Here is a 24,305-nt window from a genome sequence, read left to right as displayed (position 1 = left end):
TTCTCAGGCATTACTCGCCAAGCGTGGCAACCATGACGGCTTTAATGGTGTGCATGCGGTTTTCCGCTTCATCGAACACGATGGAGTGCGCCGACTCGAACACCTCTTCGGTGACTTCCAGTCCGGCCAGGCCATACGCGATTTCGATGTCGCGACCCATGGTGGTCTGCGCGTTGTGGAACGCAGGCAGACAGTGCATAAACTTCACGTTCGGATTTCCCGTCGCGGCGATGACGCGCGAGTTGATTTGATAGGGGGTCATCAGGCTGACGCGTTCGGCCCAGGCCTCCTTCGGCTCGCCCATCGACACCCAGACGTCGGTGTAGAGGAAATCCACGCCATGAACGCCTTCTTCAACGTCTTCCGTTAACAGAATGCGTGCGCCGGTCTCTTCACCAATGGCGACACACTGTTTCACCAGCGCTTCGTCCGGCCAGAATGTGCGCGGCGCCACGAGGCGAATGTCCATTCCCATTTTTGCGGCGCCAACCATCAGCGAGTTGCCCATGTTGTTGCGGGCATCGCCCAGATAGGCGAAGCTCAGTTCGGTCAGCGCTTTGCCCGGCGCGTGTTCCAGCATGGTCATCAGGTCGGCCAGGATCTGCGTCGGGTGGAATTCATCGGTCAGCCCGTTCCACACCGGCACCCCGGCAAACGCGCCCAGCTCTTCGACGATTGCCTGGCCGTAACCGCGATATTCAATCCCGTCGTACATGCGTCCCAGCACGCGCGCGGTGTCTTTCATCGACTCTTTATGGCCGATTTGCGATCCGCTTGGGCCGAGGTACGTGACCTGCGCGCCCTGGTCAAACGCCCCGACTTCAAACGCGCAGCGGGTGCGGGTGGAGGTCTTTTCAAAGATCAGCGCGATGTTTTTGCCCACCAGCGTTTTCTTTTCGCGTCCGGCTTTTTTCGCCGCTTTCAGTTCTATCGCCAGATCGATCAAGTACTGAATTTCGGCAGGCGTGTAGTCGAGCAGTTTCAGAAAGTTGCGGTTTTTCAAATTGATAGTCATGAATAAATCCTTTTGATTACTCAGCAAACCGGCAGTACCGGCGCGTGTTCATTACGAATGAGCGTGCCTTTTTCACCCGCGAGGATGTCCGGGCCATCGGCCAGCGCACCGATACCGGCAATGCCATTGCACTGCACGACGAAATGACGACAGGCGGCGACCTTCGGCCCCATCGAACCGGCGTCAAATGTCATCGTGCTCAGCAGTTCCGGGGTGACCTGCGTTAACGGGCGCTGGGTGGGTTTGCCCCAGTCGAGATAGACGGCGTCGGCGTCGGTGAGGATCAACAGCGCGTCGGCGTTGAGCTGGCGGGCCAGCAGCGCGGCGGAGAGGTCTTTGTCGATCACCGCTTCAATGCCGTGATAGCCATCGACCTGTTCCACCACCGGCACGCCGCCGCCACCGTTGCAGATGACCAGGTGATCGCGGGCGATCAGCGCGCTGATGGCGTCGCGTTCGACGATGCGCTGCGGTTGCGGTGACGGCACCACGCGGCGGAAATACGGCCCGTCAGCCTTAAAGACCCAGCCTTTTTCAGCTTTCAGGGCGTCGGCCTGTGCGCGGTCATAGACCGGGCCGATATATTTGGTGGGATTGCTGAACGCGGGATCGCCTGCATCCACTTCCACCTGCGTCAGCAGGACGCTGATTTCACGCTGCGGCAGCTGGTTTTTCAGCGCCTGCTGCAGCATGTAGCCAATCATTCCCTGACTTTCCGCGCCGAGAATGTCGAGCGGATAGGGCGTCACTTTTTCGTAGGCGCTGTTCTGCAGCGCCAGCAGGCCAACCTGCGGGCCGTTGCCATGAACCAGCACGACGCGCCAGTTCTGCGTCAGCCGGGCGATAGTTTTTGCAGCAAGTTCAATGTTCTTGCGCTGGATGTCAGCTTCGAGCGGTTCGCCGCGCTTGAGCAGCGCGTTGCCGCCCAGGGCGACGACCAGTGTGGGTTTCGTCATGGTCATTTCCTTAAATTCCGTCACGTTCCAGCGGGCAGCTCATGCAGCGTGCGCCGCCACGTCCGCGTCCCAGTTCGTCGCCGGGAATCGGCAGGACGGTGATCCCGGCTTTGTCGTATTTTTCGTTGGTCCAGATATTGCGTTCGTAGCCAATGACCACGCCGGGGCGGATGGTCAGCACGTTGTTGGCGTCATTCCACTGCTCGCGTTCGGCTTCGAAGGCGTCGCCGCCGGTGGTGATGAGGTTGACCTGGGTGATCCCCAGCGCTTTNGATCGCTCTCCTGGGTGCGTTTGATGCCGCCACGACCATCCGGCGTCAGCGTCCAGCACTGCGCGTCTTTGCGTACCACTTCCGGGTAGACGGAGAAGGTGTCGACGTCGATATGGGTCATGACGGTGTCGAGGTGCATACAGGAGCGGTGTTTCGGCAGTTCGACGGCAATCACCCGTTCCGCCTGGTGGTGTTTAAACAGCGCACTGGCAAGAAATTCAACGCCCTGCGGAGTGGTGCGCTCTGACATGCCAATCAGTACCGCGCCACGACCAATCACCAGCACATCGCCGCCCTCTAACGTGGCATGATCGTAATTAATGTTTTCGTCGCCGAAATATTTAATAAAATCGCCATTAGCAAATTTCGGATGCCAGCGATAAAGCGCGCGGAGATTATTTGTTTCGCGCTGACGAGCCGGTTTTGCCATCGGATTAATTGACACGCCGTTATAGATCCAGCATGACGTATCGCGGGTAAATAAATGGTTGGGTAATGGCTTCATAATAAAGTCATTGATATCGTGGGTATCCACGATCATATTTTTAATGCTGGCGGGAATTTCCCCGTAGGTGACGCCGCCGCTTAAATGCCGCGCCAGTTCACGGTGCGGAAGATCGGCCAGCCAGCCGCGCACATCGGCGGCGAACGTTGGCCCAAGACGGTAATCCGAGACCTGCGTTTCCAGCAGCCAGCCCTTGGCATCCGGGATGTCCAGCGTTTCGGTGAGCAGGTCCGTCAGCAGCAAGACTTCCACACCCTGCTGGCGCAGCGTGTTGGCGAAAACGTCGTGTTCTTCCCCGGCGCGCTCGACCGAGAGCACATCATCGAACAGCAATTCCTGGCAATTCGATGGCGTCAGTCGTTTTAAACTTAAATTAGGGCGATGCAACATCACGCTGCGCAACTGGCCTACTTCAGAACCGACATAATGCTTTTCCATAATTATTCCTTTAACTTTTTTAGAATAAAAAGGGTGGCTGCGAAAATTAATTCGTAGTCGTTTAGGTGAATGATTTCGCGGCTAATAGTCGATGCTTTTTGGGTGATGAAATGTGATTAGCCTCACAGCGGTTTCGAGAAAGCAAAACAAATTAAGATTATATGATAAAGGTCAGAGATTATTTATTTTGCTGTGTTTCTTAAATGAATGAGTAAGCAGAAGGGCAGGTTGTTATTTTTGGTTGTTAATAGTCTGTAGATAATTCCAATTAGCGTTTGTTTGTGTAACTGACTGATAAGTAATGAATTATATTTTAATATAGTATGGTTATGCATAATTATCACTTTATTATTTTGCAGGTAAGAATTTTCCCGGAATAATTATTGAATGCGCACGCAATTTTTACGGGTGATTAAACTGTGAGCGAGCGCGGAGTATTTGCTTTATTTGCGGGCATTCAAGTGGTTAGACGACGCGTCGCTGAAAGAAAATCGGCGGTTATGCATATTTGCTGCATAAGCTGCGGCGTCAGGTTAACCATTGATTAACACCTTCTGCGATAAACATGCGCTGGCGCAAAACTGTGACATAAAGGGGTGGTATGGCAGCACCGTCTTGCGTATAACTAGTAAAATGAAACGGTGTTTTAATTGAGGTAATTATCATGATTGTTGGCAACATCCATCACCTTCAGTCCTGGCTTCCGGCTGAACTCCGCGACGCTATCGAATTTGTCAAAGCGAACGTCACCGCCGCCACGCCGCTCGGTAAGCACGATATCGACGGTACTCGCCAGTTTTATTTGCTTTCAGAAGATATGACAGAACCGCAGACTGCGCGCCGGGCAGAGTTTCACGCGCGCTATCTGGATATTCAAATCCTGCTGAAAGGGCAGGAAGGAATGACCTTCAGCACGCTGCCGAGCGGCAAGCCGGAAACGGACTGGTTAGCGGATAAAGACATCGCTTTCCTGCCGGAAGGGGCGCAGGAAAAAACGGTGATCCTGAATGAAGGGGATTTCGTGGTGTTTTACCCAGGGGAAGTGCATAAGCCGCTGTGTGCGGTCGGCGTGCCAGCGCAGGTGCGTAAAGCCGTGGTGAAAATCCTCGTCGCATAAAGACATTGCCCGGCGACCTTGCGCCGCCGGGCAATATTGTTACTCGCCGAGGGTGGCCACCATCACCGCTTTGATGGTGTGCATCCGGTTTTCCGCCTGATCGAAAACGATGCTGGCGGGAGATTCAAATACCTCATCCGTTACTTCCATGCCGCCATGCAAATTAAACTCTGCCGCCATTTTCTTGCCTGCAGTGGTTTGATCGTCATGGAACGCGGGCAGACAGTGCAGGAACTTGACGTTCGGGTTGCCGCTGAGTTTCATCATCTGGCTGTTCACCTGATAGTCGCGCAGTAACGCAATCCGCTCGGCCCACTTCTCTTTCGGCTCGCCCATCGACACCCACACGTCGGTATAGATGAAGTCCGCGCCTTTGACGCCCGCCGCGATGTCCTCGGTAAGCGTAATGTTGCCGCCGTTTTGTTTCGCCAGCGCCGTACATTCGGTGACCAGACTGGCCTCCGGCCAGCAGGCTTTCGGTGCGACAAGACGTAGATCCAGCCCGGTGAGCGCGGCGGCTTCCAGCATCGAGTTGCCCATGTTGTTACGCGCATCCCCGGCGTACACCAGCGTCATCTCGGTGAAGGCTTTACCCGGCAGATGCTCCTGCATGGTTAGCAGGTCAGCCAACAGTTGGGTCGGATGGAACTCGTCCGTCAGACCGTTCCACACCGGCACGCCCGCATATTCTGCCAGCGTTTCAACCACCTCCTGCCCCCAGCCGCGGTACTGAATGCCGTCATACATCCGCCCGAGCACGCGAGCGGTATCCTTAATTGATTCTTTATGCCCAATCTGGTTGCCGTTGGACCCCAGATAAGTGACGTGGGCACCCTGATCGTGTGCGGCAACTTCGAAAGAGCATCGTGTACGGGTAGAGTCTTTTTCGAAGATGAGCGCGATGTTTTTACCAACCAGTTTTTTCTGCTCAACACCTTGTTTTTTATCTTTTTTAAGGCTTGCAGCAAGCTGCACGAGCGAGATGATTTGTGCGGGGGTGAAATCGAGTAATTTCAGGAAATGCTTGTGATGTAACGACGTCATGTTTGCCTCTCATGGCTCAGGCCACTTGTTGAATTAAAATTCACTTTATATGTATTAATATTCACTTGCAACCCTGCATCACAAATCTTTTTCACAAAGGTGGAGGCATTGCCAGCGGTATGTGACAATAAGAGTTACTGCCGCACATTATGAGGAACGAGCAATGGCAAACCCGGAACATCTGGAAGAGCAACGTGAAGAGACGCGTCTCATCATTGAAGAATTACTGGAAGACGGTAGCGATCCGGAAGCGCTGTACACCATCGAACACCACCTTTCCGCCGATGATTTAGAAACGCTGGAAAAAGTGGCCGTAGAGGCTTTCAAGCTGGGTTACGAAGTGACCGAGCCGGAAGAGCTGGAAGTGGAAGAGGGCGACGTGGTGATCTGCTGTGACATCCTCAGCGAATGCGCACTGAAGGCAGAACTGATTGATGCGCAGGTTGAACAGCTGATGAACCTGGCGGAAAAACACGACGTTGAATACGACGGTTGGGGGACATATTTCGAAGATCCCAACGGTGAAGATGGCGAGCCCCCCCCCCGCCGCACTGTAGGATTCAGGTATGGATTACCCGCAAATACTCGCCCCCGTTTTACACTTTCTCCGTTGCCCGACACCCACCGCGTGGATCGACGAAGCGCGCAAACCGGATCGGCTGCCGCTGCTGCTGACCGATCACATGGTCTGCGAGCTCAAAGCCGCGCAAACTGCAATGCTGCTGATACGCAAATACATTGCCGACAAGCCGGGCGCAGACGCGCTACTCGCGTGGCTGAAACCCTATGAAGCGTTCACTTTTCGCGAAGGACCGGAGCCGGATTTCATTGCACTGCATAAGCAGATCGGCAAAAGCGTAATGCCAAAAACTGACGATCCGTGGGGGCAGTCATTAATCGACAGCATGGTATTGCTCATCAAAGAAGAACTGCACCACTTCTGGCAGGTGCGGGAAATGATGGTGGCGCGCGATATTCCCTACGTGAAGATCACCGCCAGCCGTTACGCCAAAGGTATGCTGAAAGAGGTGCGTACCCACGAGCCGCTGACGCTTATCGACAAGCTCATTTGCGGGGCGTATATCGAGGCGCGCTCCTGCGAGCGATTCGCCGCGCTGGCACCGTATCTGGACGCAGATCTGCAGAAATTTTATTTGTCGCTGCTGCGCTCGGAAGCGCGCCATTATCAGGATTACCTGACGCTGGCGCAGCAGGTGGCGAAAGAGGATATTTCCCCGCGGGTGACGTTCTTTGGAGATGTAGAGGCGTCGTTAATTTCAACGCCTGATGAGGAGTTTCGCTTTCACAGCGGCGTGCCGGTATAAAAGCCGGGGGCTTACAGCGTTTTCAGCATCCGCACTTCGCAGTCTACATGGCCGGTACAACCCAGCGGTGCGTCGATGTGGTCAAAACCCAGATGCTCGTACAGCCCAATAGCTTCTTTCAGAAACGCGGTGGTTTCCAGATAGCAGCGCGTGAAACCCTGCTCGCGAGCGTGATCGAGCGCCATCAGCGCCAGTTTTTTTGCCAGCCCCTGACCGCGAATTGACGGCAGAAAATACATTTTTTGCAGTTCACAGATATCCGGTTCGCTACAGGAGAGCGGTGCAATACCGCCGCCGCCAACCACGTTACCATCCTGCACAACCACCCAATAGGCATGGCCCGGCTGGCTGTACAGTGCATACAATTCATCAAGATTGGGGTCTGCGACGGTATAGCCTTTGTCGGCGGTTAAACCATACTCAGCGGAAACCTGACGGATAACACGGGCGATGGCCTGATTATCATCCACGGTAATTCGACGCAGCACAGCCCGCTGCGGCGCAGTTGCACTCATAGTTTTACTCAATTGAATATCTGTGTTCATAAGAATATGTAATACCACTCTCTTTTTGTGTGTGCAAGTACAGGATACCTGCCGTTTATCCCGCGCTTTCATGCACACCATGCCGGGTAACAGGCCGGCTTTCTGACATTGTGAAAGCAATATTCAGTTTCTTCTCTGATAGTATTATTCGTGGTGATTATTAATAAGTACTTCATATATTCAGTCTGTTTGGTTTCTTATTAATACGGAATAATAAATCAGAAATAAAAGGTGTGTCATCATTTATAATGGAGAATTTAGTTACGATCATGCTCCCGTCTAATGATCTATTCATTTTGATTATTTATTATCAATATAAATATGGCATTGTCAATGAATATGCCGCGCGTGATCTTTTCCACCTTTCATCGGTTTGAAAATTACTATACGGATATGGAGATATGGATGATTACGATTTCCGTACGTTAGGGCTTAATTGGTTTTTACATCAGCGCCATAGGGAGTATGTGTATAAACCATTTCTTACTGATTTTAGCACTCACGTGAATATTGCCAGGGCGATGTAGAGATGAAAATAATTAAACGAAACGTTTTTTTAGCATTTTATCATATTTATTTTTGGGATATCGGTGATGAATTTGTTGATGGGAATAAACCTGGTGATGGGCATTTAACGCTTTTTTAAATTAATATTAAAAAAGCCGGAGCATGCACTCCGGCTTTTGTCATTCGTAATACGAATTACAGCGCAGCAATGACAGCCTGCTGCTCAATCAGCTTCGCTTTTGCTTCGGCATAGCCGTTCAGCTTTTCACGCTCTTTGGCGATAACCGCTTCCGGTGCGCGGGCAACGAAGCCTTCGTTGGACAGCTTGCTTTCGATACGGCCGATTTCCGCGTCGATTTTCGTTACCTCTTTCGCCAGACGAGTCAGCTCATCTTCTTTGTTGATGAGGCCAGCCATTGGGATCAGCAGTTCGGCGCCGTCGATAATTTTGGTCACGGAGACCGGGCCTTTATCGTCGGCTGGCAGCACGGTGATGCTCTCCAGACGCGCCAGCGTCTGCAGGAAGCTCTGGTTGTCGTTCACACGGCGGACGGCGTCGGTGCTGCAACCACGGAGCAGCAGCTCCAGCGGTTTGCCCGGGGCGATGTTCATTTCCGCACGGATGTTACGCACGGCAACGATCGCCTGCTTCAGCCATTCGGTATCGGCCAGCGCCGCGTCATCCACCTTCGTTGCATCGAACTGCGGGAACGGCTGCTGCATGATCGTGTCGGCGGTGATGCCGCAAATCACTTTCACGCGCTGCCAGATAGTTTCAGTAATGAATGGAATGATCGGGTGCGCCAGGCGCAGCAGACCTTCCAGCACGGTCACCAGCGTATTACGCGTGCCGCGCAGCTCGGCTTCAGAACCGCCGTTCATCACCGGCTTGGTCAGCTCCAGATACCAGTCGCAGAACTGGTTCCAGGTGAACTCATACAGGATGCCGGCAGCGATGTCGAAACGATAGCTGTCCAGCGCTTCACGGTAGGCTTTCACGGTCTGGTTGAATTCCGCGAGGATCCAACGGTCAGCCAGCGACAGCACTTTCTCACCGCCGTTGAAGCCGCAATCCTGATCTTCGGTATTCATCAGCACGAAACGGCTGGCGTTCCACAGCTTGTTACAGAAGTTGCGGTACCCTTCCAGGCGCTTCATATCCCAGTTGATGTCGCGACCGGTGGAGGCGAGCGCCGCAAGGGTGAAACGCAGGGCGTCGGTGCCGTGCGGCTCAATGCCTTCCGGGAACTGCTTCTCGGTGCGCTTGCGGATTTTCTCCGCCAGCTGCGGCTGCATCATGTTGCCGGTGCGTTTCTCCAGCAGATCCGGCAGGGAGATACCGTCAACCATATCCAGCGGGTCAATCACGTTGCCCTTGGATTTGGACATCTTCTGGCCTTCGTCGTCGCGGATCAGACCGGTCATGTAGACGGTCTTAAATGGCACCTGCGGCTTGCCGTTTTCATCTTTGATGAAATGCATGGTCATCATGATCATGCGGGCGATCCAGAAGAAGATAATGTCGAAGCCAGACACCATCACGCTGGTCGGATGGAACTGACGCAGCGCGTCGGTGTTTTCCGGCCAGCCGAGGGTTGAGAAGGTCCACAGCGCGGAAGAGAACCAGGTATCCAGCACGTCTTCGTCCTGGCGCAGCGCCACGTCGGCGGCGATGTGGTTTTCCTGACGCACTTCTTCTTCGCTACGGCCAACGTAGACGTTGCCCTGCTCGTCGTACCATGCCGGGATGCGGTGACCCCACCACAGCTGACGAGAGATACACCAGTCCTGAATATCGCGCATCCAGGAGAAGTACATGTTTTCGTACTGTTTTGGAACGAACTGGATATCGCCGTTCTCAACCGCTTCGATAGCCGGTTTCGCCAGCGGTGCCACGCGAACGTACCACTGGTCGGTCAGCATCGGTTCGATAACCACGCCGCCACGGTCGCCATACGGTACGGTCAGATCGTGCGGTTTGATCTCTTCCAGCAGACCGAGCGCGTCAACGGCGGCAACCATCGCTTTACGTGCGGCAAAACGTTCCAGGTTCTGGAACTCCGCCGGGATCGCGCTGGAATACGCGTCGGTTTCAACGCCGTTGGTGTCGTATACCTGCGCGCTTTCACGGATATCACCGTCAAAGGTCAGGATGTTGATCATCGGAAGCTGATGACGTTTGCCGACTTCATAGTCGTTGAAATCGTGCGCCGGGGTGATTTTCACGCAGCCGGTGCCTTTTTCCATATCGGCATGTTCGTCGCCAATGATCGGGATGCGGCGGTTAACCACCGGCAGTACAACAAATTTGCCGATCAGATCTTTGTAACGTGGATCTTCCGGGTTCACGGCCACGCCGGTATCGCCCAGCAGCGTTTCCGGACGGGTGGTGGCGACGACTAAATAATCTTTACCGTCTGCGGTTTTTGCGCCATCGGCCAGCGGATAGCGGATGTGCCACATGGAGCCTTTCGACTCGCGGTTTTCCACTTCGAGGTCGGAAATCGCGGTGCGCAGTTTCGGGTCCCAGTTGACCAGGCGCTTGCCGCGGTAAATCAGGTCTTCTTTGTGCAGACGGACAAACACTTCTTTCACGGCATTGGAAAGACCTTCGTCCATCGTGAAGCGCTCGCGCTCCCAGTCGACGGAGTTGCCAAGACGACGCATCTGACGGGTAATGGTGCCGCCAGACTCCGCTTTCCACTGCCAGATTTTGTCAATGAAGGCGTCGCGACCGTAATCGTGACGGGTTTTGCCTTCTTCGGCGGCAATCTTGCGCTCAACCACCATTTGCGTCGCGATGCCCGCGTGGTCCGTACCGACCTGCCACAGGGTGTTTTTACCCTGCATGCGCTGGTAGCGGATCATGGTGTCCATGATGGTTTGCTGGAAAGCGTGACCCATATGCAAACTGCCGGTGACGTTCGGCGGCGGGATCATGATGCAGAAACTTTCCTGGCTTTCGTCGCCATTCGGTTTGAAATAGCCCTGCTTTTCCCAGTGCTCGTAAAGCGGCTGTTCGATATCTTGTGGGTTGTATGTCTTTTCCATTATTTCCAGGTTGCCGTGGTCAAGTTGAAACCGGCTACGCGGTACGCTTTGTAGCGTTCACGGGCCAGTTGTTTCAAAGAATCTTCGTGAGGGACGAAGTCTATCACTTCTGTGAAAGCGGTGGCAAAATCTGCAAAGCCTGTACGCAAGCTAATCAGCAGATCCCGCGGGCTGCTGTTGCGTTTTTGCGGCCATGCGATCTCCACCGGCGCGCCGCCACGCGGGCCTTCACCCGACAGGTTGTGCGGCACAAAGCTGTCTGCAGGGCGAGCCCACAGCGCCTCATCAATGCGGATGGCCTGTTTTTCGTCCTCGCAGGCAATCAGCACGCGCTTTCCGGCGCGCCAACGTTCTGCGGCAATTTCACACACTAACTGCTCGACGGCGCTGAGATCGTCGACGGTGGTGTCATTGTCCAGAAGATAGAACGTTGCGTTTTTCATATATAGGGCTTCTTGTGGTGGATTTAAACGTATTGCCCGGTGGCGCTGCGCTTACCGGGCCTACGGTTTATCGCGGTTTGTAGGCCGGATAGCGTAGCGCCATCCGGCATTTACACATCACTCTTCGCCGTTAAAACCCGCGCGGTTCAGCAGGAACTGCGACAGCAGCGCGACAGGACGCCCGGTCGCGCCTTTGGCTTTGCCGGAGCGCCATGCGGTTCCGGCGATGTCCAGATGCGCCCAGTTGTACTTGCGGGTAAAGCGNAAGCAGCCCGCCGTGATGGCGCCGCCAGGGCGACCGCCAATGTTCGCCATATCCGCAAAATTGGAGTCCAGCTGTTCCTGGTACTCATCGCCAAGCGGCAAACGCCACGCGCGATCGCCGGACTGTTCGGACGCGCCGATAAGCTCATGCGCCAGCGGATTATGGTTCGACATCAGACCGGTGATGTGGTGGCCGAGCGCGATTACGCAGGCGCCGGTCAGCGTCGCCACGTCAATCACCGCTTCCGGCTCAAAACGCTCGACGTAAGTCAGCACATCACACAGTACCAGACGGCCTTCGGCATCGGTATTCAGCACTTCAACCGTTTGCCCGGACATGGTGGTCAGCACGTCGCCAGGGCGATACGCGCGGCCGCCAGGCATGTTTTCACAGCCCGCCAGCACGCCGATCACGTTGATGGGCAACTGAAGCTCAGCGACCATCCGCATCACGCCGTACACCGCCGCCGCGCCGCACATATCGTACTTCATTTCGTCCATGCCTTCGGCAGGCTTAATGGAGATACCACCGGAATCAAACGTCAGGCCTTTACCGACCAGCACCACCGGGCGCGCGTCTTCCGCCGGGCTGCCTTTGTACTCAATCACCGACATCAACGATTCGTTCTGCGAACCGTTGCCGACGGCCAGGTAAGAGTGCATGCCCAGCTCGCGCATCTGCTGTTCGCCAATCACGCGGGTGATGACATTTTTGCTGTACGCATCCGCCAACTGACGCGCCTGAGAGGCAAGNTGGATCCCGGCGGCAATCGCCAGGCCGTGCTGAATGGCGCGCTCGCCGCTGGTCAGCTCGCGACGAGTCGGTACATTGAACACCATTTTACGCAGCGGGCGACGCGGCTCGCTCTTGTTGGTTTTCAGCTGATCGAAGCTGTACAGCGTCTCTTTTGCCGTCTCAACCGCCTGGCGCACTTTCCAGTAGTTATTACGGCCTTTAACGTGCAGCTCGGTCAGGAAACAGACCGCTTCCATTGACCCGGTATCATTAAGGGTATTAATGGTTTTCTGGATAACTTGCTTATACTGACGTTCATCCAGTTCACGTTCTTTGCCGCAACCAATCAGCAAAATGCGCTCTGACAGTACGTTAGGCACGTGGTGAAGCAGCAGGGTTTGACCCGGCTTACCTTCAAGTTCACCACGACGCAGCAGGGCGCTGATGTAGCCGTCGCTGATTTTATCGAGTTGTTCGGCGACCGGGGAGAGGCGACGCGGTTCAAAGACGCCCACAACGATGCAGGCACTCCGCTGTTTCTCCGGGCTACCGCTTTTTACACTGAACTCCATGCACTACGCTCCTGAATCTTAAAGACAACGGCGGTGGCTACAGATAGAATTGAAAGCTTTCGTAACTCATGTCCGCTGTTGCGGTGACTTCATGATATTCTTACTGAGTCTACGGTTTGAACACGTTCGAAAACGTGAAGCCGCTGGGTAGTTTAATCTTAGCGATGTTTTCAACGACTCAAGAGAATAAATGACGTTTAAGCCATGAAACAAGCTATTTTCCTGCAACAAGACGGGTTTTTACGGGCGTATTTATAGTGATAATCATAAGATATCTGGTGCGGGAGACGCTGAAAAGCCAGCTTGCCATCCTCTTCATCCTCCTGCTGATCTTTTTTTGCCAGAAGCTGGTAAGGATCCTCGGCGCGGCCGTTGATGGTGAAATCCCGACAAATCTCGTGCTTTCTTTGCTTGGACTCGGTGTCCCGGAGATGGCGCAATTGATCCTGCCACTGAGCCTGTTTCTCGGGTTGTTAATGACGCTGGGCAAACTGTACACCGAGAGTGAAATCACGGTGATGCATGCCTGCGGTCTGAGTAAAGCCGTGTTAATCAAAGCGGCGATGATCCTGGCACTGTTTACCGGCATTATTGCCGCCGTCAACGTGATGTGGGCGGGCCCGTGGTCCTCACGTCATCAGGACGAAGTGCTGGCGGAAGCCAAAGCCAACCCCGGCATGGCGGCGCTGGCGCAGGGGCAGTTCCAGCAGGCCACCGACGGCAACGCGGTGCTGTTTATCGAAAGCGTCGACGGCAGCAGCTTTAAAGACGTTTTCCTCGCGCAACTGCGTCCTAAAGGTAACGCGCGCCCGTCCGTGGTGGTCGCCGATTCCGGCCAGCTGGCGCAGCACAAAGACGGCTCGCAGGTGGTGACGCTCAACGAAGGCACGCGCTTTGAAGGCACGGCGATGCTGCGCGACTTCCGCATTACCGATTTCCAGAATTATCAGGCGATTATCGGTCACCAGGCGGTGGCGCTGGATCCGGATGATACGGAACAGATGGACATGCGCACGCTGTGGAACACCGACAACGACCGCGCCCGCGCCGAACTGCACTGGCGTTTCACGCTGGTCTTCACGGTATTTATGATGGCATTGATGGTGGTGCCGCTGAGTGTGGTCAACCCGCGCCAGGGCCGCGTACTTTCGATGCTGCCCGCCATGCTGTTGTACTTGGTGTTCTTCCTGTTGCAGACGTCACTCAAGTCGAACGGTGGCAAAGGCAAGCTGGACCCGATGATCTGGATGTGGGCGGTCAACCTGCTGTATCTCGCGTTAGCCGTACTGCTGAACCTGTGGGATACCTTGCCGGTGCGTCGTTTACGTGCCCGTTTTATGCATAAAGGAGCCGTGTAATGCAGGCGTTCGGCGTTCTTGACCGCTATATCGGTAAAACCATTTTCAACACCATCATGCTGACGCTGTTCATGCTGGTGTCGCTCTCCGGCATCATCAAGTTTGTCGACCAGCTCAAAAAAGCCGGGCAGGGGAGCTACGATGCGATGGGCGCAGGGATGTACACCCTCCTGAGCGTGCCGAAAGATATCCAAATCTTCTTCCCGATGGCCGCGCTGCTGGGCGCGCTGTTGGGGCTCGGTATGCTGGCGCAGCGCAGCGAGCTGGTGGTGATGCAGGCTTCCGGCTTTACCCGTATGCAGGTGGCGTTGTCGGTGATGAAAACCGCGATCCCGCTGGTGTTCCTGACGATGGCGATCGGCGAATGGGTCGCGCCGCAGGGCGAGCAGATGGCGCGTAACTATCGTGCGCAGCAGATGTACGGCGGTTCACTGCTCTCCACACAACAAGGGCTGTGGGCGAAAGATGGCCACAACTTTGTTTATATCGAACGAGTGAAAGGTGACGACGAGCTGGGCGGCGTGAGTATTTACGCCTTCAACAACGAGCGACGCCTGCAGTCCGTTCGCTATGCCGCAACGGCAAAATTTGATACCCAGAACAAGGTCTGGCGGTTGTCGCAGGTGGATGAATCCAATCTGACCAACCCGAAACAGGTGACCGGTAGCCAGACGGTGAGCGGCACCTGGAAAACCAACCTGACGCCGGACAAACTCGGCGTGGTGGCGCTGGATCCGGACGCGCTCTCCATCAGCGGTCTGCACAATTATGTGCGCTATCTGAAATCGAGCGGACAGGATTCCGGCCGCTATCAGCTCAACATGTGGAGCAAAATCTTCCAGCCGTTGTCCGTGGCGGTGATGATGCTGATGGCGCTGTCGTTTATTTTCGGTCCGCTGCGTAGCGTGGCGATGGGCGTGCGTGTGGTGACGGGGATTAGCTTCGGCTTCGTGTTCTACGTGCTGGATCAGATCTTCGGCCCGCTGACGCTGGTCTACGGTATTCCGCCGGTGGTCGGCGCCCTGTTGCCGAGCGCCTCGTTCTTCCTGATAAGTCTCTGGCTGATGACGCGCAAAGCGTAATCGGCCTGTTCCCCCCGGCCCTTAGCGGGCTGGGGAGACGTTTTAACCCAGCAGTTCCTCTTTCACCTGCATCGCCAGATCAAACGAGTGCAGGCGTGCCTGGTTATCGAAAATCTGCCCGTTAACCATGATTTCATCGGCCTGCGTTTCCCGCAGCATCGATTCCAGTCCGTGACGAATTTTCGCTTTATCGCCTACCAGCGACATGCTCAGCGCCTGCTGAACGCCGTACTGCTCTGACGGCGACCAGAACTGATCCATATTCTGGATCGGTGCCGGCAACTGGCCGGTCTCGCCGCGGCGCAGCTTGACGAACGCCTGCTGCATCGAGGTAAACAGGAATTCGGCATCGCGGTTGCTGTCGGCGGCGATAATATTGATGCACACCATGGCGTACGGTTTTTCCAGCCGTGCTGACGGCGTGAAGTTCGTGCGGTACAGGTGCAGCGCCTGGAAGAGCATGTCCGGTGCGAAGTGCGACGCGAAAGCAAACGGCAGTCCAAGCTGCGCAGCCAGCTGAGCGCTGTAGAGGCTTGAGCCGAGCAGCCAGACCGGCACTTTTTCGCCATAACCGGGTACCGGACGCACGTGCGGATGCGGATCGCGGGCGTCGAACCAGTCCACCAGCTCCGCGACGTCACGCGGGAAGTTGTCGACATCCCCACTCATATGACGGCGCAGCGCCATCATGGTGCGCTGATCGCTCCCCGGCGCGCGCCCCAGCCCAAGATCGATACGGCCAGGATAGAGCGTATTGAGCGTGCCGAACTGCTCGGCGATCACCAGCGGCGAGTGGTTGGGCAGCATCACGCCGCCGGAACCCAGATGCAGCGTGGTGGTATTCGCCGCCAGATAGCCAATCAGCACCGAGGTCGCCGCGCTGGCGATGCCGGTCATGTTGTGATGCTCTGCCAGCCAGTAGCGATGATAGCCGCGCTTTTCCGCGAGGCGGGCGAGATCGAGCGAGTGTGAAAAGGCGTCTTTTGCCGAGGCGCCCTCGGGGATCGGCGCGAGGTCAAGCACCGAAAAGGGAATGGTTTTGTCAGTCATAACGGCTCACTTTGTTACCGGTTAATCTTTTCATACTGCATTAAAGATTAGCTAAAGCTGTTAACAAAGTGAGCTATTTATCAGGCCTGCAGCTCGAGACCGGCAAGGCGTTTCCAGTAGCCGTTGCAGTCGCTAAGCGGTGCCAGCGCGAGTGGTGACGCGCCATTCTCATTGGCGCGGAAGGCATCGACCATTGCGAAGGTTTCTGTGCCCAGCGGCGAAAGACGGACGATATCCACCAGCCCTTTCATCGAGGTCAGCTCGTTGCCGAGGTTGTAGACGTAACCGCTCATGGTCTGAATGCCATTCAACACGAACACCTGCTGATTCTCCTGCGACAGCACGTCGCGCCCGTTCGGGTAGTTGATGCAGCAGGTTTCGCATTCGTCCTTTGGCCGATCTTCGGAACGCGCGGTAAAGCAGCGTGCCGAATAGGCCAGCGGCAAATGACCATAGCTCAGCACTTCCACCTCGAACTGGTTACGGATGCCGAGTTCGTCGCACTGATTAAGCAGATTCGCCAGCCAGTCGCGGGACAGCTCAACCGGCATGCACCAGCGCACCATTCCCTGCTTGAGCAGCAGGCGCAGGGTGACCGCGTTATAGCAGTTCAGCGCATGACTGGCGACAAACGGCAGCGTGCGCTCGGCGCACAGGTTCACCACCCCGAGATCGCTCGCTTCCAGCAGAAAATCGCCATTGTCGACGTAACGCTTCAGTTCGCTTAATTCTGACGATGCCTGCACCAGTGCCAGCGTCGACAGCACCACCTGCTTGCCGCTGGTGGCGAGGCTTTTCGCCATATCGATCCAGTCGCCAACTTTGGTGGCGCGGCGCTTGCTGCAGACCGTTTCGCCGAGGTAAATCACGTCCGCGCTGCTGTTCGCCGCCTGCTGGTAGAACGATTCCAGCGTCTCTTTTGGCCAGTAGTAAAGCACCGGCCCTAATGAATATTTCATGGTGTTTCCTACTGCCATTTGCGGTGATAAGCGCCAAGCGTCGTCTGGCTCCCCTCGGACATCGAACCGAGCGTCTCCATCCAGGCGGCCTGCGGGACGAAGTTTTGCGGGTCGGCTTTGCAGCGATCGATCGCCTGTCGCCACACTTTCGCCACCTGGCTGACATACGCCGGGCTGCGCTGGCGGCCTTCGATTTTCACCGAAGCGATATTTGCCGCCAGTAACTCCGGCAGCAGTTCCAGCGTGTTGAGGCTGGTCGGCTCTTCCAGCGCGTGATAGCGCTCGCCGTCCACCAGATAGCGCCCTTTACACAGCGTTGGGTAACCGGCGTTTTCGCCGTCCTGGTAGCGGTCGATCAGCACCTCGTTGAGGCGCGACTCCAGCCCCTGCGCGGTCTGCTGCCAGCGGACAAAGCGGGCAGGGGAGCAGGCGCCGACGGTATTAGGCGATTCACCTGTTAAATAGGACGACAGATAACAGCGCCCTTCCGCCATGATGCACAGGCTGCCGAAGGCGAAGACCTCCAGTGGAACTGGCGTTGCGCGCGCCAGTTGCTTAACCTGATGGATAGAGAGCACGCGCGGCAGCACTACGCGCGCGACGTCGAAATGACGATGATAAAAGCGAATTGCCTCTTCGTTGGTGGCGGAGGCCTGAACGGAGACGTGGCGTTCGATGTGCGGATAACGCTCTGCGGCATACTCCAGCATCGCGAGATCGGCGAGGATCAGCGCGTCTGCGCCCAGCTGCGCCGCCATATCCACCGCGTGTTGCCAGCGGACGTAGCCGTCCGGGTGCGCAAAGGTGTTGATGGCGATGTGCAGTTTACGGCGATGCTGATGCACAAAGCTGACGGCTTCCTGCAGCTTTTTTTCGGTGAAGTTAAGACCGGCAAAATGTCGGGCGTTGGTGTCATCCTTCAGCCCGATATAAACAGCGTCCGCGCCGTTTTCAATGGCCGCCTTAAGCGCCGGGAGGTTTCCGGCAGGGCAGAGCAGCTCCATAATATTTCCTGAGAGCGCGACCTCGTGGATCGCAATAATTGTTAACGAACTGGGATTTTAGTTAACCCATCAGCAATAATTTTTGATTTGAGGCAGTTAAAAGCGTATTGATGGCACCAATAGTGGGTATCACTTGTAGTGGATTTGTTGATTTGCGCCGCGATGTCATTTTTCTGATATGGCAAAATAGAGGCACTACAGATTTCAGGGAGTAAAGCTCGTGTTGGATAAACTGCGTTCACGTCTGGTGCACTTAGGTCCGTCTCTGATGAGCGTGCCGGTTAAACTGACGCCATTTGCCCTTAAGCGTCAGGTACTGGAACAGGTCTTAAGCTGGCAATTCCGCCAGGCGCTGGCCGACGGGGAACTGGATTTCCTTGAAGGGCGCTGGTTAAGTATCGAGGTGCGTGATATCGACCTTAAGTGGTTCACCACCGTCGAAGACGATCGATTAATCGTCAGTCAGTCTGCGCAAGCAGATGTCAGTTTTAGCGCGGATGCCAGCGATTTGCTGATGATTGCCGCGCGCAAGCAGGACCCGGATACGCTCTTTTTCCAGCGTCGCTTAGTGATTGAAGGCGATACGGAACTGGGGCTCTATGTCAAAAACCTGATGGACGCCATTGAGCTTGAGCAGATGCCGAAAGCGCTGCGCATCATGCTGATGCAACTGGCGGACTTTGTTGAGGCCGGGCTGAAAAGCGAGCCGACAACCAAACACACATCGGTAGGTGAGCCATGCTGATTCGAGTTGAAATTGGAATCGATGCGCCGGGGATAGACGCTCTGCTGCGCCGTTCGTTTCATCGTGATGATGAGGCGGCGCTGGTGCACGATCTGCGGGAGGATGGTCTGATAACGCTGGGGTTAGTGGCGACAGACGACGACGGGCAGGTGATTGGCTACGTTGCCTTCAGCCCGGTCACCGTGGACGACGAAGAGCTGCAATGGGTCGGCCTCGCGCCGCTGGCGGTGGATGAACAGTACCGCGGACAGGGGCTGGCGCGTCAGCTGGTCTACGAAGGGCTGGACTCACTGAATGAGTTTGGTTATGCCGCCGTGGTGGCGCTGGGTGAACCGGCACTGTACAAAAAGCTCGGCTTTGAACTGGCGGCGCAATACGATCTGCGCTGTCGATGGCCGGAAACCCAGGACGCGTTCTTCGTCCACCGTCTGGCAGATGACGCCCTGAACGGTGTCCACGGCCTTGTCGGGTATCACGACCATTTCAATCGCTTTTAAGCACTGACGTTTGCAGGCTCGCCAGCAGAGTCTCAAACGTCCCGTCTCCGGCCACGAGGCGCTCTTTCTGGCGCTTTGTGAGCTGCTTAATCCTGTACTCCAGTCGTAACGCGAGTGAGCGTTCACCAACTTCGCCAGAAAACGCCAGTCGCAGTTCGCCTTTTCCGCGCAACGCTTTCGCGCCTTTCCCGCATTGATGCTGCAGAAAACGTCGCTCCACATCGGTGGTGATCCCGGTGTAGAGATGATTGTCAGCGGTACGAATCAGATAGAGAAACCAGCGCACGATTAAAGAGGTCAGTATGTTAAGGTGAAGGCACCTTAGCACAAGGAAAGAACAAGATGGAAACCCCTGATGCCATCAGTCGCTGGCTGGTGAAACAACATGTCGTGACGTGGTGCGTCGCCAGCGCTGGCGACCTCTGGTGCGCCAACGCGTTTTACCTCTACGATCCGCTAAAAATTGCGTTTTATCTGCTCACCGAAGAGCACACCCGCCATGCGCAGATGACCGGCAGCCACGCCCCGGTGGCGGGAACGGTCAACGGCCAGCCGAAAAGCGTGGCGCTGATCCGTGGTGTCCAGTTTAAAGGCGTAATCCGGCGGCTTGAGGGCGACGAGAGCGCAGACGCGCGCGCGCGTTATAACCGGCGCTTCCAGGTCGCCAGAGCGATGTCGGCCCCGGTGTGGGAAATCCGCATTGATGAGCTAAAATTCACTGACAATACGCTGGGCTTTGGTAAAAAAATCCACTGGTTGCGTCAGGAGTAATGCATGAGTCAGGTTCTTATCACCGGCGCCACCGGTTTAGTTGGTGGGCACTTACTGCGGATGTTGGTTCAGGAGCCGCGCATCAACGCCATCGCGGCGCCCACGCGTCGCCCGTTGAGCGATATGCCTGGCGTGCTCAATCCTCACGATCCCCAGTTGACGGATGCGCTCGCGCAGGTGACCGATCCTGTCGATATTGTGTTTTGTTGTCTCGGTACCACGCGCCGCGAGGCGGGCAGCAAAGAGGCGTTTGTGCATGCGGATTATACGCTGGTGGTGGATACCGCGCTGACCGGCCTGCGCCTCGGCGCAAAGCATATGCTGGTAGTAAGCTCAATGGGCGCCAACGCGCACTCGCCCTTTTTCTACAATCGGGTAAAAGGCGAAATGGAAGAAGCGCTAAAGGCCCAGTCGTGGGAGCGGCTGACGATTGTGCGACCCTCCATGCTGCTTGGCGAACGGTCGAAGCATCGCCTGAATGAATCGCTGCTCGCCCCGCTGTTTTCGCTATTGCCGGGAAACTGGAAATCCATCGCCGCGCGAGACGTGGCGCGGGCAATGCTGCATGAAGCGCTCTCTGCTACTCAGGAGGGAGTAAACATCCTCTCCTCCGCAAAACTGCGTGANAAGGGCCAGCCGTATTACGGCAAAGCCTTTACCGCCGCCGAAACGCACAGTATCGGTAAATCCATTCTTGCGCAGGCGGACAGCAATCCGCTTAAAGCCGCGTGGGATTACGCGCTGGTCTATTTTCTTGCTGTCTGGAAAGACCTGCTGCGCTGCGCCAGTGGCGGCGGGAATGCGTCGTCAGCAGGTGTCGATGGGCGGCGCGCTGGCGTTCTGGATGGGCAACCCACTGCTTAACCCGGCCACGCTGGTGTTTATGGGGTTTGTCCTCGGCTGGGAGTTTACGCTTATCCGCCTCGCGGCCGGTCTGGTGACGGTGCTGGTCGTCGCAACACTGGTGCAGAAATGGGTGAAAGAGACCGCGCAACAGCCTTCCCCCATGGAGCTGGAACCCGCGCAACCGCAGGGCAGCTTCCTGTCCCGCTGGCTGAACGCGCTGTGGTCGCTGTTCTGGAACACCATCCCGGTTTACATTCTGGCGGTACTGGTTCTGGGGGCGGCGCGCGTCTGGCTGTTCCCGCACGCGGACGGTGTAGTCAGCAATACGCTGTTCTGGGTGGTGGCGATGGCAATTGCCGGATGTCTGTTTGTGATCCCAACCGCGGCGGAAATCCCTATCGTCCAGACGATGATGCTGGCGGGTATGGGCACTGCGCCCGCGCTGGCGCTGCTGATTACGCTGCCAGCCGTGAGCGTCCCGTCGCTGATTATGCTGAGAAAAGCCTTCCCGGCGAAAGCGCTGTGGCTGACCGGTTCGCTGGTGGCGCTATGCGGCGCGGTGGTGGGAAGTATTGCGTTACTGTAAGGAGAAAGCGCCCGGTGCACATCGCGTGACCGGGCGATTGATCGTTACTTGATGTAGGTAAACGCCGTGGTGACGTGCTTAACACCGCTCACGCGGCTCGCGATATCGGCAGCGGCTTTCCCTTCACGATCGGTCACCAGACCCATCAGGAATACTTCACCGTTTTCCGTCGTCACTTTCACGTTCGAGGATTTCACCTGATCGCTGCTCAACAACTGTGAACGGACTTTGGTGGTGATCCAGGTATCCGAAGAGGCGGTGCCGATGCTGACCGGTGCGCCCTGACGGATTTCGTTAAACACTTCCGTTGCGCCATCCACGCCCATGGCGATCTGCTTCGCGCGTGAAGAGAGCTCGGTATTCGGCGCCTGGCCGACCAGCAGCACTTTGCCCTGGTAAGCAGTGACGTTGATGCGGGCTTCTTTCTTCAGCTGCTCATCTTTCGACAGGGCGCTGTTAACGCGAAGCTCCAGCGTGCCGTCGTCAACCTGAGTGCNNTTTGGTGCCACCGGCCGCAGTGCCGACAACGGCTGCCGCGACGCATCCCTGAAGCAGCAGCGCGGTAATAAGGACTGCGAGGGGCGAAAATACCTTCACCTTCATATGTACTCCTTAATCGTCCTGGTGTGGGAAGAGCGTGTTATCAATCAGATCGCACAGACAGTTAACCGTTAGCATATGCATCTCCTGGATGCGCGCGCTGCGGTGGGATGGGACGCGAATTTCGACATCCTGCTGACCCAGCAAACCCGCCAGTTCACCGCCGTCGTAGCCGGTTAAGGCCACAATGGTCATGTCCCGGGTCACGGCGGCTTCTACGGCTTTCACGATATCGCGGCTGTTGCCGCGCGTCGAGATAGCCAGCAGCACATCACCGGCATGGCCCAGCGCACGAACCNTCGTTCCAAATCGCCGTTAAGACCACATTATCGGTATTTAGTGCAATCGCCGGTAAACTGGGGCGTTCTGTCTCAAAACGATTGATCATGCTGGCAGCAAAATGCTGTGCGTTGGCGGCGGATGTGCCATTACCACAACAGAGAATTTTGTTGCCGTTAAGCAGGGACTGTACCAGCGTCATTGCCGCACGGGAGATGGCATCCGGGAGGGCTTCCGCCGCTGCTATCTGGGTTTGAATGCTTTCCGTAAAGCAGACTTTAATTCTTTCGAGCACGATTTCCCTTAACATTTCAAGCTGACGCTATTCGCCGAAGGCGTTTTTTAGCCATTCGATCTCGTTGCCCGTGAAGGCTACCACATCGAAACGGCAATCCACAGTGTCAAAACTCCCATTGTGACGGGCNCACCGCCATAACGTGCGGACTGCCGGAAGCGAACCTCAATAAAAACGGTGACGCGCCCCTCTCGCATAATGAGGTCGATTTCACCGTTTCGTTCACGTATGTTGGCGGCGATGAACCGCAATCCCTGATTCTCCAGCCAGCGACGCGCTTTACGCTCCCACGCGTCGCCGGTCTGTTTGCGATTTAACTGGCCGGGACGACCTGTCCCTGCTGGTACTGAAGCCATGATAACTTCCTGTTGATCACGCAGTCGGTGGTGGCGCTCAGATCGCCGGTGTTGCCGTTCAGTTCAAAGCCTGGCATCTGGCGCATCTGAGAAAAGTGGTTCGCCAGCGCCCAGGCATCCGCGCCCATCGCGTACAGGCGTGCCAGAGAATAATCGTTGCGCACGGCGCTCAGCGCCTGTTGCATCAGCGCCGGATTGCTGCCTGCCAGCATCGGAATTTCGCTGAACTGCAAGCCTTCCATTTCGAGACGGAAATCCGGACCTGCGACGCCGCCGGCGCTGCGGGAACTGGCGTACAGCGTGGCACCCGTCTGGCTGCCGTTACGCATCGCTATCATCGGTTTGATGTAGGCGATCTCTTCCGGCGTGGCGATGATATAGGCCGCGTCGACTTTACTGCCGCTGGTGATCTGTGCGTCGGTTGGTGGTGCCGGGATGTTCAGCCCACCAATGGTCACGCCCTGCTGTTGCGGCAGGCTGGAGGCCACCGGGCTGCCGGTCAGCGCGATGCCCGAACCGCCGTTAACGCCCATTCTCAGTTCCGCGGTAGAGCCGAAACGCTGCTGCAGAACGATACCGCCGCCCAGCGTTTTCCACTCTTCAGCAAACGCACTGGCGACGCGGTTACCGAGATCGCTGCGAGGCAGCAATAACAGCGGAGACTGTTTGCCCTGTTCGTGAATATGGCGCGCCGCATCGCGGGCTTCATCTTCCGGCGAGAGCGCGAAATAGCAGACGTTAGCGCGGTTCTCGACGTTTTCTGGCTGGTTCAGCGCCAGCACATTCAGCGGGGTGTTGGTTTTGAGCAGCTCTTCAACNNTATTTTTAAGCAGCGGCCCGACAACCAGCGTCGCGCCATCCTGCTGTGCCTGTGCCAGCAGTTGATCCATCGGCTGCGTGGTGGTGTCGTAGATTTTCAGTTCCGCGGACGGATTCGCAGGTGTGGCAGTCACGGCCTGCGGCGGTTGTGGTGCGGAGACAGGTTGCGGCTGCGCCTGATCGGCGGCTGGCGTCTGCACTGGCGATGCCTGCGGCGGCTGCGGAACCGGTGCCTGAGGCGCTTGCGGCGCATCGGCGGCGGTCAGAT

20 protein-coding genes and 7 pseudogenes are annotated in these 24,305 nt (G+C 56.2%); 11 read left to right on the top strand and 16 right to left on the bottom strand.

The genetic code is table 11. The features are described from left to right. Positions 1 to 10: 10 nt before the first annotated feature. From argF (GM30_RS19710) to arcA, 3 genes and pseudogenes are all read right to left on the bottom strand, one after another. Entirely contained in the window at positions 11 to 1,015 is a 1,005-nt protein-coding gene (gene argF / locus GM30_RS19710) for an ornithine carbamoyltransferase (RefSeq protein ID WP_049849988.1), read from the bottom strand. A gap of 20 nt (positions 1,016 to 1,035) precedes the next feature. Then, positions 1,036 to 1,971 (bottom strand): carbamate kinase, encoded by a 936-nt coding sequence (gene arcC, locus GM30_RS19705; protein ID WP_049849987.1) that lies wholly within the window; start codon positions 1,969 to 1,971, stop codon positions 1,036 to 1,038. Positions 1,972 to 1,981: 10 nt separating this feature from the next. Then, positions 1,982 to 3,186, bottom strand: a pseudogene (gene arcA / locus GM30_RS19700) (arginine deiminase). 664 nt (positions 3,187 to 3,850) lie between these two features. On the opposite strand from arcA, the gene GM30_RS19695 reads away from it, so the two are divergent. After that, the gene (locus GM30_RS19695; RefSeq protein WP_049849986.1) at positions 3,851 to 4,303 is read left to right on the top strand and encodes a YhcH/YjgK/YiaL family protein; all 453 of its coding nucleotides are present in this window, start codon (positions 3,851 to 3,853) and stop codon (positions 4,301 to 4,303) included. Positions 4,304 to 4,342: 39 nt separating this feature from the next. On the opposite strand, the gene argF (GM30_RS19690) is transcribed toward GM30_RS19695, so the two are convergent. Next, positions 4,343 to 5,347, bottom strand: a complete 1,005-nt coding sequence (gene argF, locus GM30_RS19690) for an ornithine carbamoyltransferase (RefSeq protein WP_049849985.1) — start codon at positions 5,345 to 5,347, stop codon at positions 4,343 to 4,345. A 163-nt stretch (positions 5,348 to 5,510) separates the two neighbouring features. Between argF (GM30_RS19690) and rraB the strand changes: the two are divergent. Continuing rightward, positions 5,511 to 5,882 (top strand): annotated as a pseudogene (gene rraB / locus GM30_RS19685) (ribonuclease E inhibitor RraB); the annotation flags it as partial. Positions 5,883 to 5,913: 31 nt separating this feature from the next. Further along, positions 5,914 to 6,672 carry a tRNA isopentenyl-2-thiomethyl-A-37 hydroxylase MiaE gene (miaE, locus tag GM30_RS19680; protein WP_049849984.1) on the top strand — a complete coding sequence of 253 codons (759 nt, stop codon included), beginning with the start codon at positions 5,914 to 5,916 and terminating at the stop codon, positions 6,670 to 6,672. Positions 6,673 to 6,683: 11 nt separating this feature from the next. Here miaE and GM30_RS19675 read toward each other — a convergent pair whose 3' ends face one another. Beyond that, the gene (locus GM30_RS19675; RefSeq protein WP_049849983.1) at positions 6,684 to 7,187 is read right to left on the bottom strand and encodes a GNAT family N-acetyltransferase; all 504 of its coding nucleotides are present in this window, start codon (positions 7,185 to 7,187) and stop codon (positions 6,684 to 6,686) included. 431 nt (positions 7,188 to 7,618) lie between these two features. On the opposite strand from GM30_RS19675, the gene GM30_RS28055 reads away from it, so the two are divergent. Further along, positions 7,619 to 7,744: a DUF3289 family protein gene (locus GM30_RS28055; RefSeq protein WP_155484014.1), complete on the top strand. Its 126-nt coding sequence runs from the start codon at positions 7,619 to 7,621 to the stop codon at positions 7,742 to 7,744. A gap of 175 nt (positions 7,745 to 7,919) precedes the next feature. Here GM30_RS28055 and GM30_RS19670 read toward each other — a convergent pair whose 3' ends face one another. The 3 genes from GM30_RS19670 to pepA form a co-directional block, all read right to left on the bottom strand. Further along, a complete protein-coding gene (locus GM30_RS19670) occupies positions 7,920 to 10,775 on the bottom strand; it encodes a valine--tRNA ligase (protein ID WP_049849982.1) in 2,856 nt (951 codons plus the stop codon). Next, positions 10,775 to 11,218 carry a DNA polymerase III subunit chi gene (holC, locus tag GM30_RS19665; protein ID WP_049849981.1) on the bottom strand — a complete coding sequence of 148 codons (444 nt, stop codon included), beginning with the start codon at positions 11,216 to 11,218 and terminating at the stop codon, positions 10,775 to 10,777. The genes GM30_RS19670 and holC overlap by 1 nt, the downstream gene beginning before the upstream one ends. A 117-nt stretch (positions 11,219 to 11,335) precedes the next feature. Next, positions 11,336 to 12,790: a leucyl aminopeptidase gene (gene pepA / locus GM30_RS19660; protein WP_049849980.1), complete on the bottom strand. Its 1,455-nt coding sequence runs from the start codon at positions 12,788 to 12,790 to the stop codon at positions 11,336 to 11,338. 257 nt (positions 12,791 to 13,047) lie between these two features. Between pepA and lptF the strand changes: the two genes are divergently transcribed. Beyond that, positions 13,048 to 14,148 carry an LPS export ABC transporter permease LptF gene (gene lptF, locus GM30_RS19655; RefSeq protein ID WP_049849979.1) on the top strand — a complete coding sequence of 367 codons (1,101 nt, stop codon included), beginning with the start codon at positions 13,048 to 13,050 and terminating at the stop codon, positions 14,146 to 14,148. Beyond that, on the top strand, positions 14,148 to 15,230 hold the full coding sequence (gene lptG / locus GM30_RS19650; RefSeq protein ID WP_049849978.1) for an LPS export ABC transporter permease LptG: 1,083 nt from the start codon (positions 14,148 to 14,150) through the stop codon (positions 15,228 to 15,230). The genes lptF and lptG overlap by 1 nt, the downstream gene beginning before the upstream one ends. Before the next feature lie 42 nt (positions 15,231 to 15,272). Here lptG and GM30_RS19645 read toward each other — a convergent pair whose 3' ends face one another. The 3 genes from GM30_RS19645 to ubiU form a co-directional block, all read right to left on the bottom strand. After that, positions 15,273 to 16,280, bottom strand: a complete 1,008-nt coding sequence (locus GM30_RS19645) for a luciferase-like monooxygenase (protein ID WP_049849977.1) — start codon at positions 16,278 to 16,280, stop codon at positions 15,273 to 15,275. Positions 16,281 to 16,360: 80 nt separating this feature from the next. Then, the gene (locus tag GM30_RS19640; protein WP_420340991.1) at positions 16,361 to 17,239 is read right to left on the bottom strand and encodes a U32 family peptidase; all 879 of its coding nucleotides are present in this window, start codon (positions 17,237 to 17,239) and stop codon (positions 16,361 to 16,363) included. Between the two features lie 8 nt (positions 17,240 to 17,247). Continuing rightward, entirely contained in the window at positions 17,248 to 18,243 is a 996-nt protein-coding gene (gene ubiU / locus GM30_RS19635) for a ubiquinone anaerobic biosynthesis protein UbiU (protein WP_049849975.1), read from the bottom strand. Positions 18,244 to 18,463: 220 nt separating this feature from the next. Here ubiU and ubiT point away from each other — a divergent pair, with 220 nt between their 5' ends. Both ubiT and GM30_RS19625 read left to right on the top strand, forming a co-directional pair. Continuing rightward, on the top strand, positions 18,464 to 18,988 hold the full coding sequence (ubiT, locus tag GM30_RS19630; RefSeq protein ID WP_049849974.1) for a ubiquinone anaerobic biosynthesis accessory factor UbiT: 525 nt from the start codon (positions 18,464 to 18,466) through the stop codon (positions 18,986 to 18,988). Further along, positions 18,982 to 19,485, top strand: a complete 504-nt coding sequence (locus tag GM30_RS19625; protein ID WP_049849973.1) for a GNAT family N-acetyltransferase — start codon at positions 18,982 to 18,984, stop codon at positions 19,483 to 19,485. Before ubiT ends, GM30_RS19625 begins: the two co-directional genes overlap by 7 nt. Here GM30_RS19625 and GM30_RS19620 read toward each other — a convergent pair. Next, positions 19,472 to 19,813 (bottom strand): GIY-YIG nuclease family protein, encoded by a 342-nt coding sequence (locus GM30_RS19620; protein WP_272948250.1) that lies wholly within the window; start codon positions 19,811 to 19,813, stop codon positions 19,472 to 19,474. The two genes, GM30_RS19625 and GM30_RS19620, sit on opposite strands and share 14 nt — an antisense overlap. Before the next feature lie 14 nt (positions 19,814 to 19,827). On the opposite strand from GM30_RS19620, the gene GM30_RS19615 reads away from it, so the two are divergent. The 3 genes and pseudogenes from GM30_RS19615 to GM30_RS19605 all read left to right on the top strand — a co-directional run. Further along, positions 19,828 to 20,256, top strand: a complete 429-nt coding sequence (locus GM30_RS19615; RefSeq protein ID WP_049849971.1) for a YhbP family protein — start codon at positions 19,828 to 19,830, stop codon at positions 20,254 to 20,256. A gap of 3 nt (positions 20,257 to 20,259) precedes the next feature. Then, positions 20,260 to 20,892, top strand: a pseudogene (locus GM30_RS26640) (NAD(P)H-binding protein); the annotation flags it as partial. Continuing rightward, a pseudogene (locus GM30_RS19605) lies at positions 20,884 to 21,688 on the top strand (permease); the annotation flags it as partial. The pseudogenes GM30_RS26640 and GM30_RS19605, both read left to right, overlap by 9 nt. A 44-nt stretch (positions 21,689 to 21,732) precedes the next feature. Here the strand turns inward: GM30_RS19605 and dolP are convergent. The 4 genes and pseudogenes from dolP to GM30_RS19585 form a co-directional block, all read right to left on the bottom strand. Next, positions 21,733 to 22,285 (bottom strand): annotated as a pseudogene (gene dolP, locus GM30_RS19600) (division/outer membrane stress-associated lipid-binding lipoprotein). A 15-nt stretch (positions 22,286 to 22,300) separates the two neighbouring features. After that, positions 22,301 to 22,862 (bottom strand): annotated as a pseudogene (gene diaA / locus GM30_RS27620) (DnaA initiator-associating protein DiaA). Between the two features lie 27 nt (positions 22,863 to 22,889). Beyond that, positions 22,890 to 23,218: pseudogene (locus GM30_RS19590) on the bottom strand (YraN family protein). Then, positions 23,176 to 24,305 (bottom strand): penicillin-binding protein activator (locus tag GM30_RS19585; RefSeq protein WP_193391795.1); only part of this gene is annotated, 1,130 nt, incomplete at its 5' end. The pseudogene GM30_RS19590 and the gene GM30_RS19585, both read right to left, overlap by 43 nt.

The organism is Trabulsiella odontotermitis, assembly GCF_001188485.1.
GTDB classification, from domain to species: Bacteria; Pseudomonadota; Gammaproteobacteria; order Enterobacterales; family Enterobacteriaceae; genus Trabulsiella; species Trabulsiella odontotermitis_A.
Note: the sequence above shows the minus strand (reverse complement) of the source record. Positions and strands in the feature narration are given on the sequence as shown.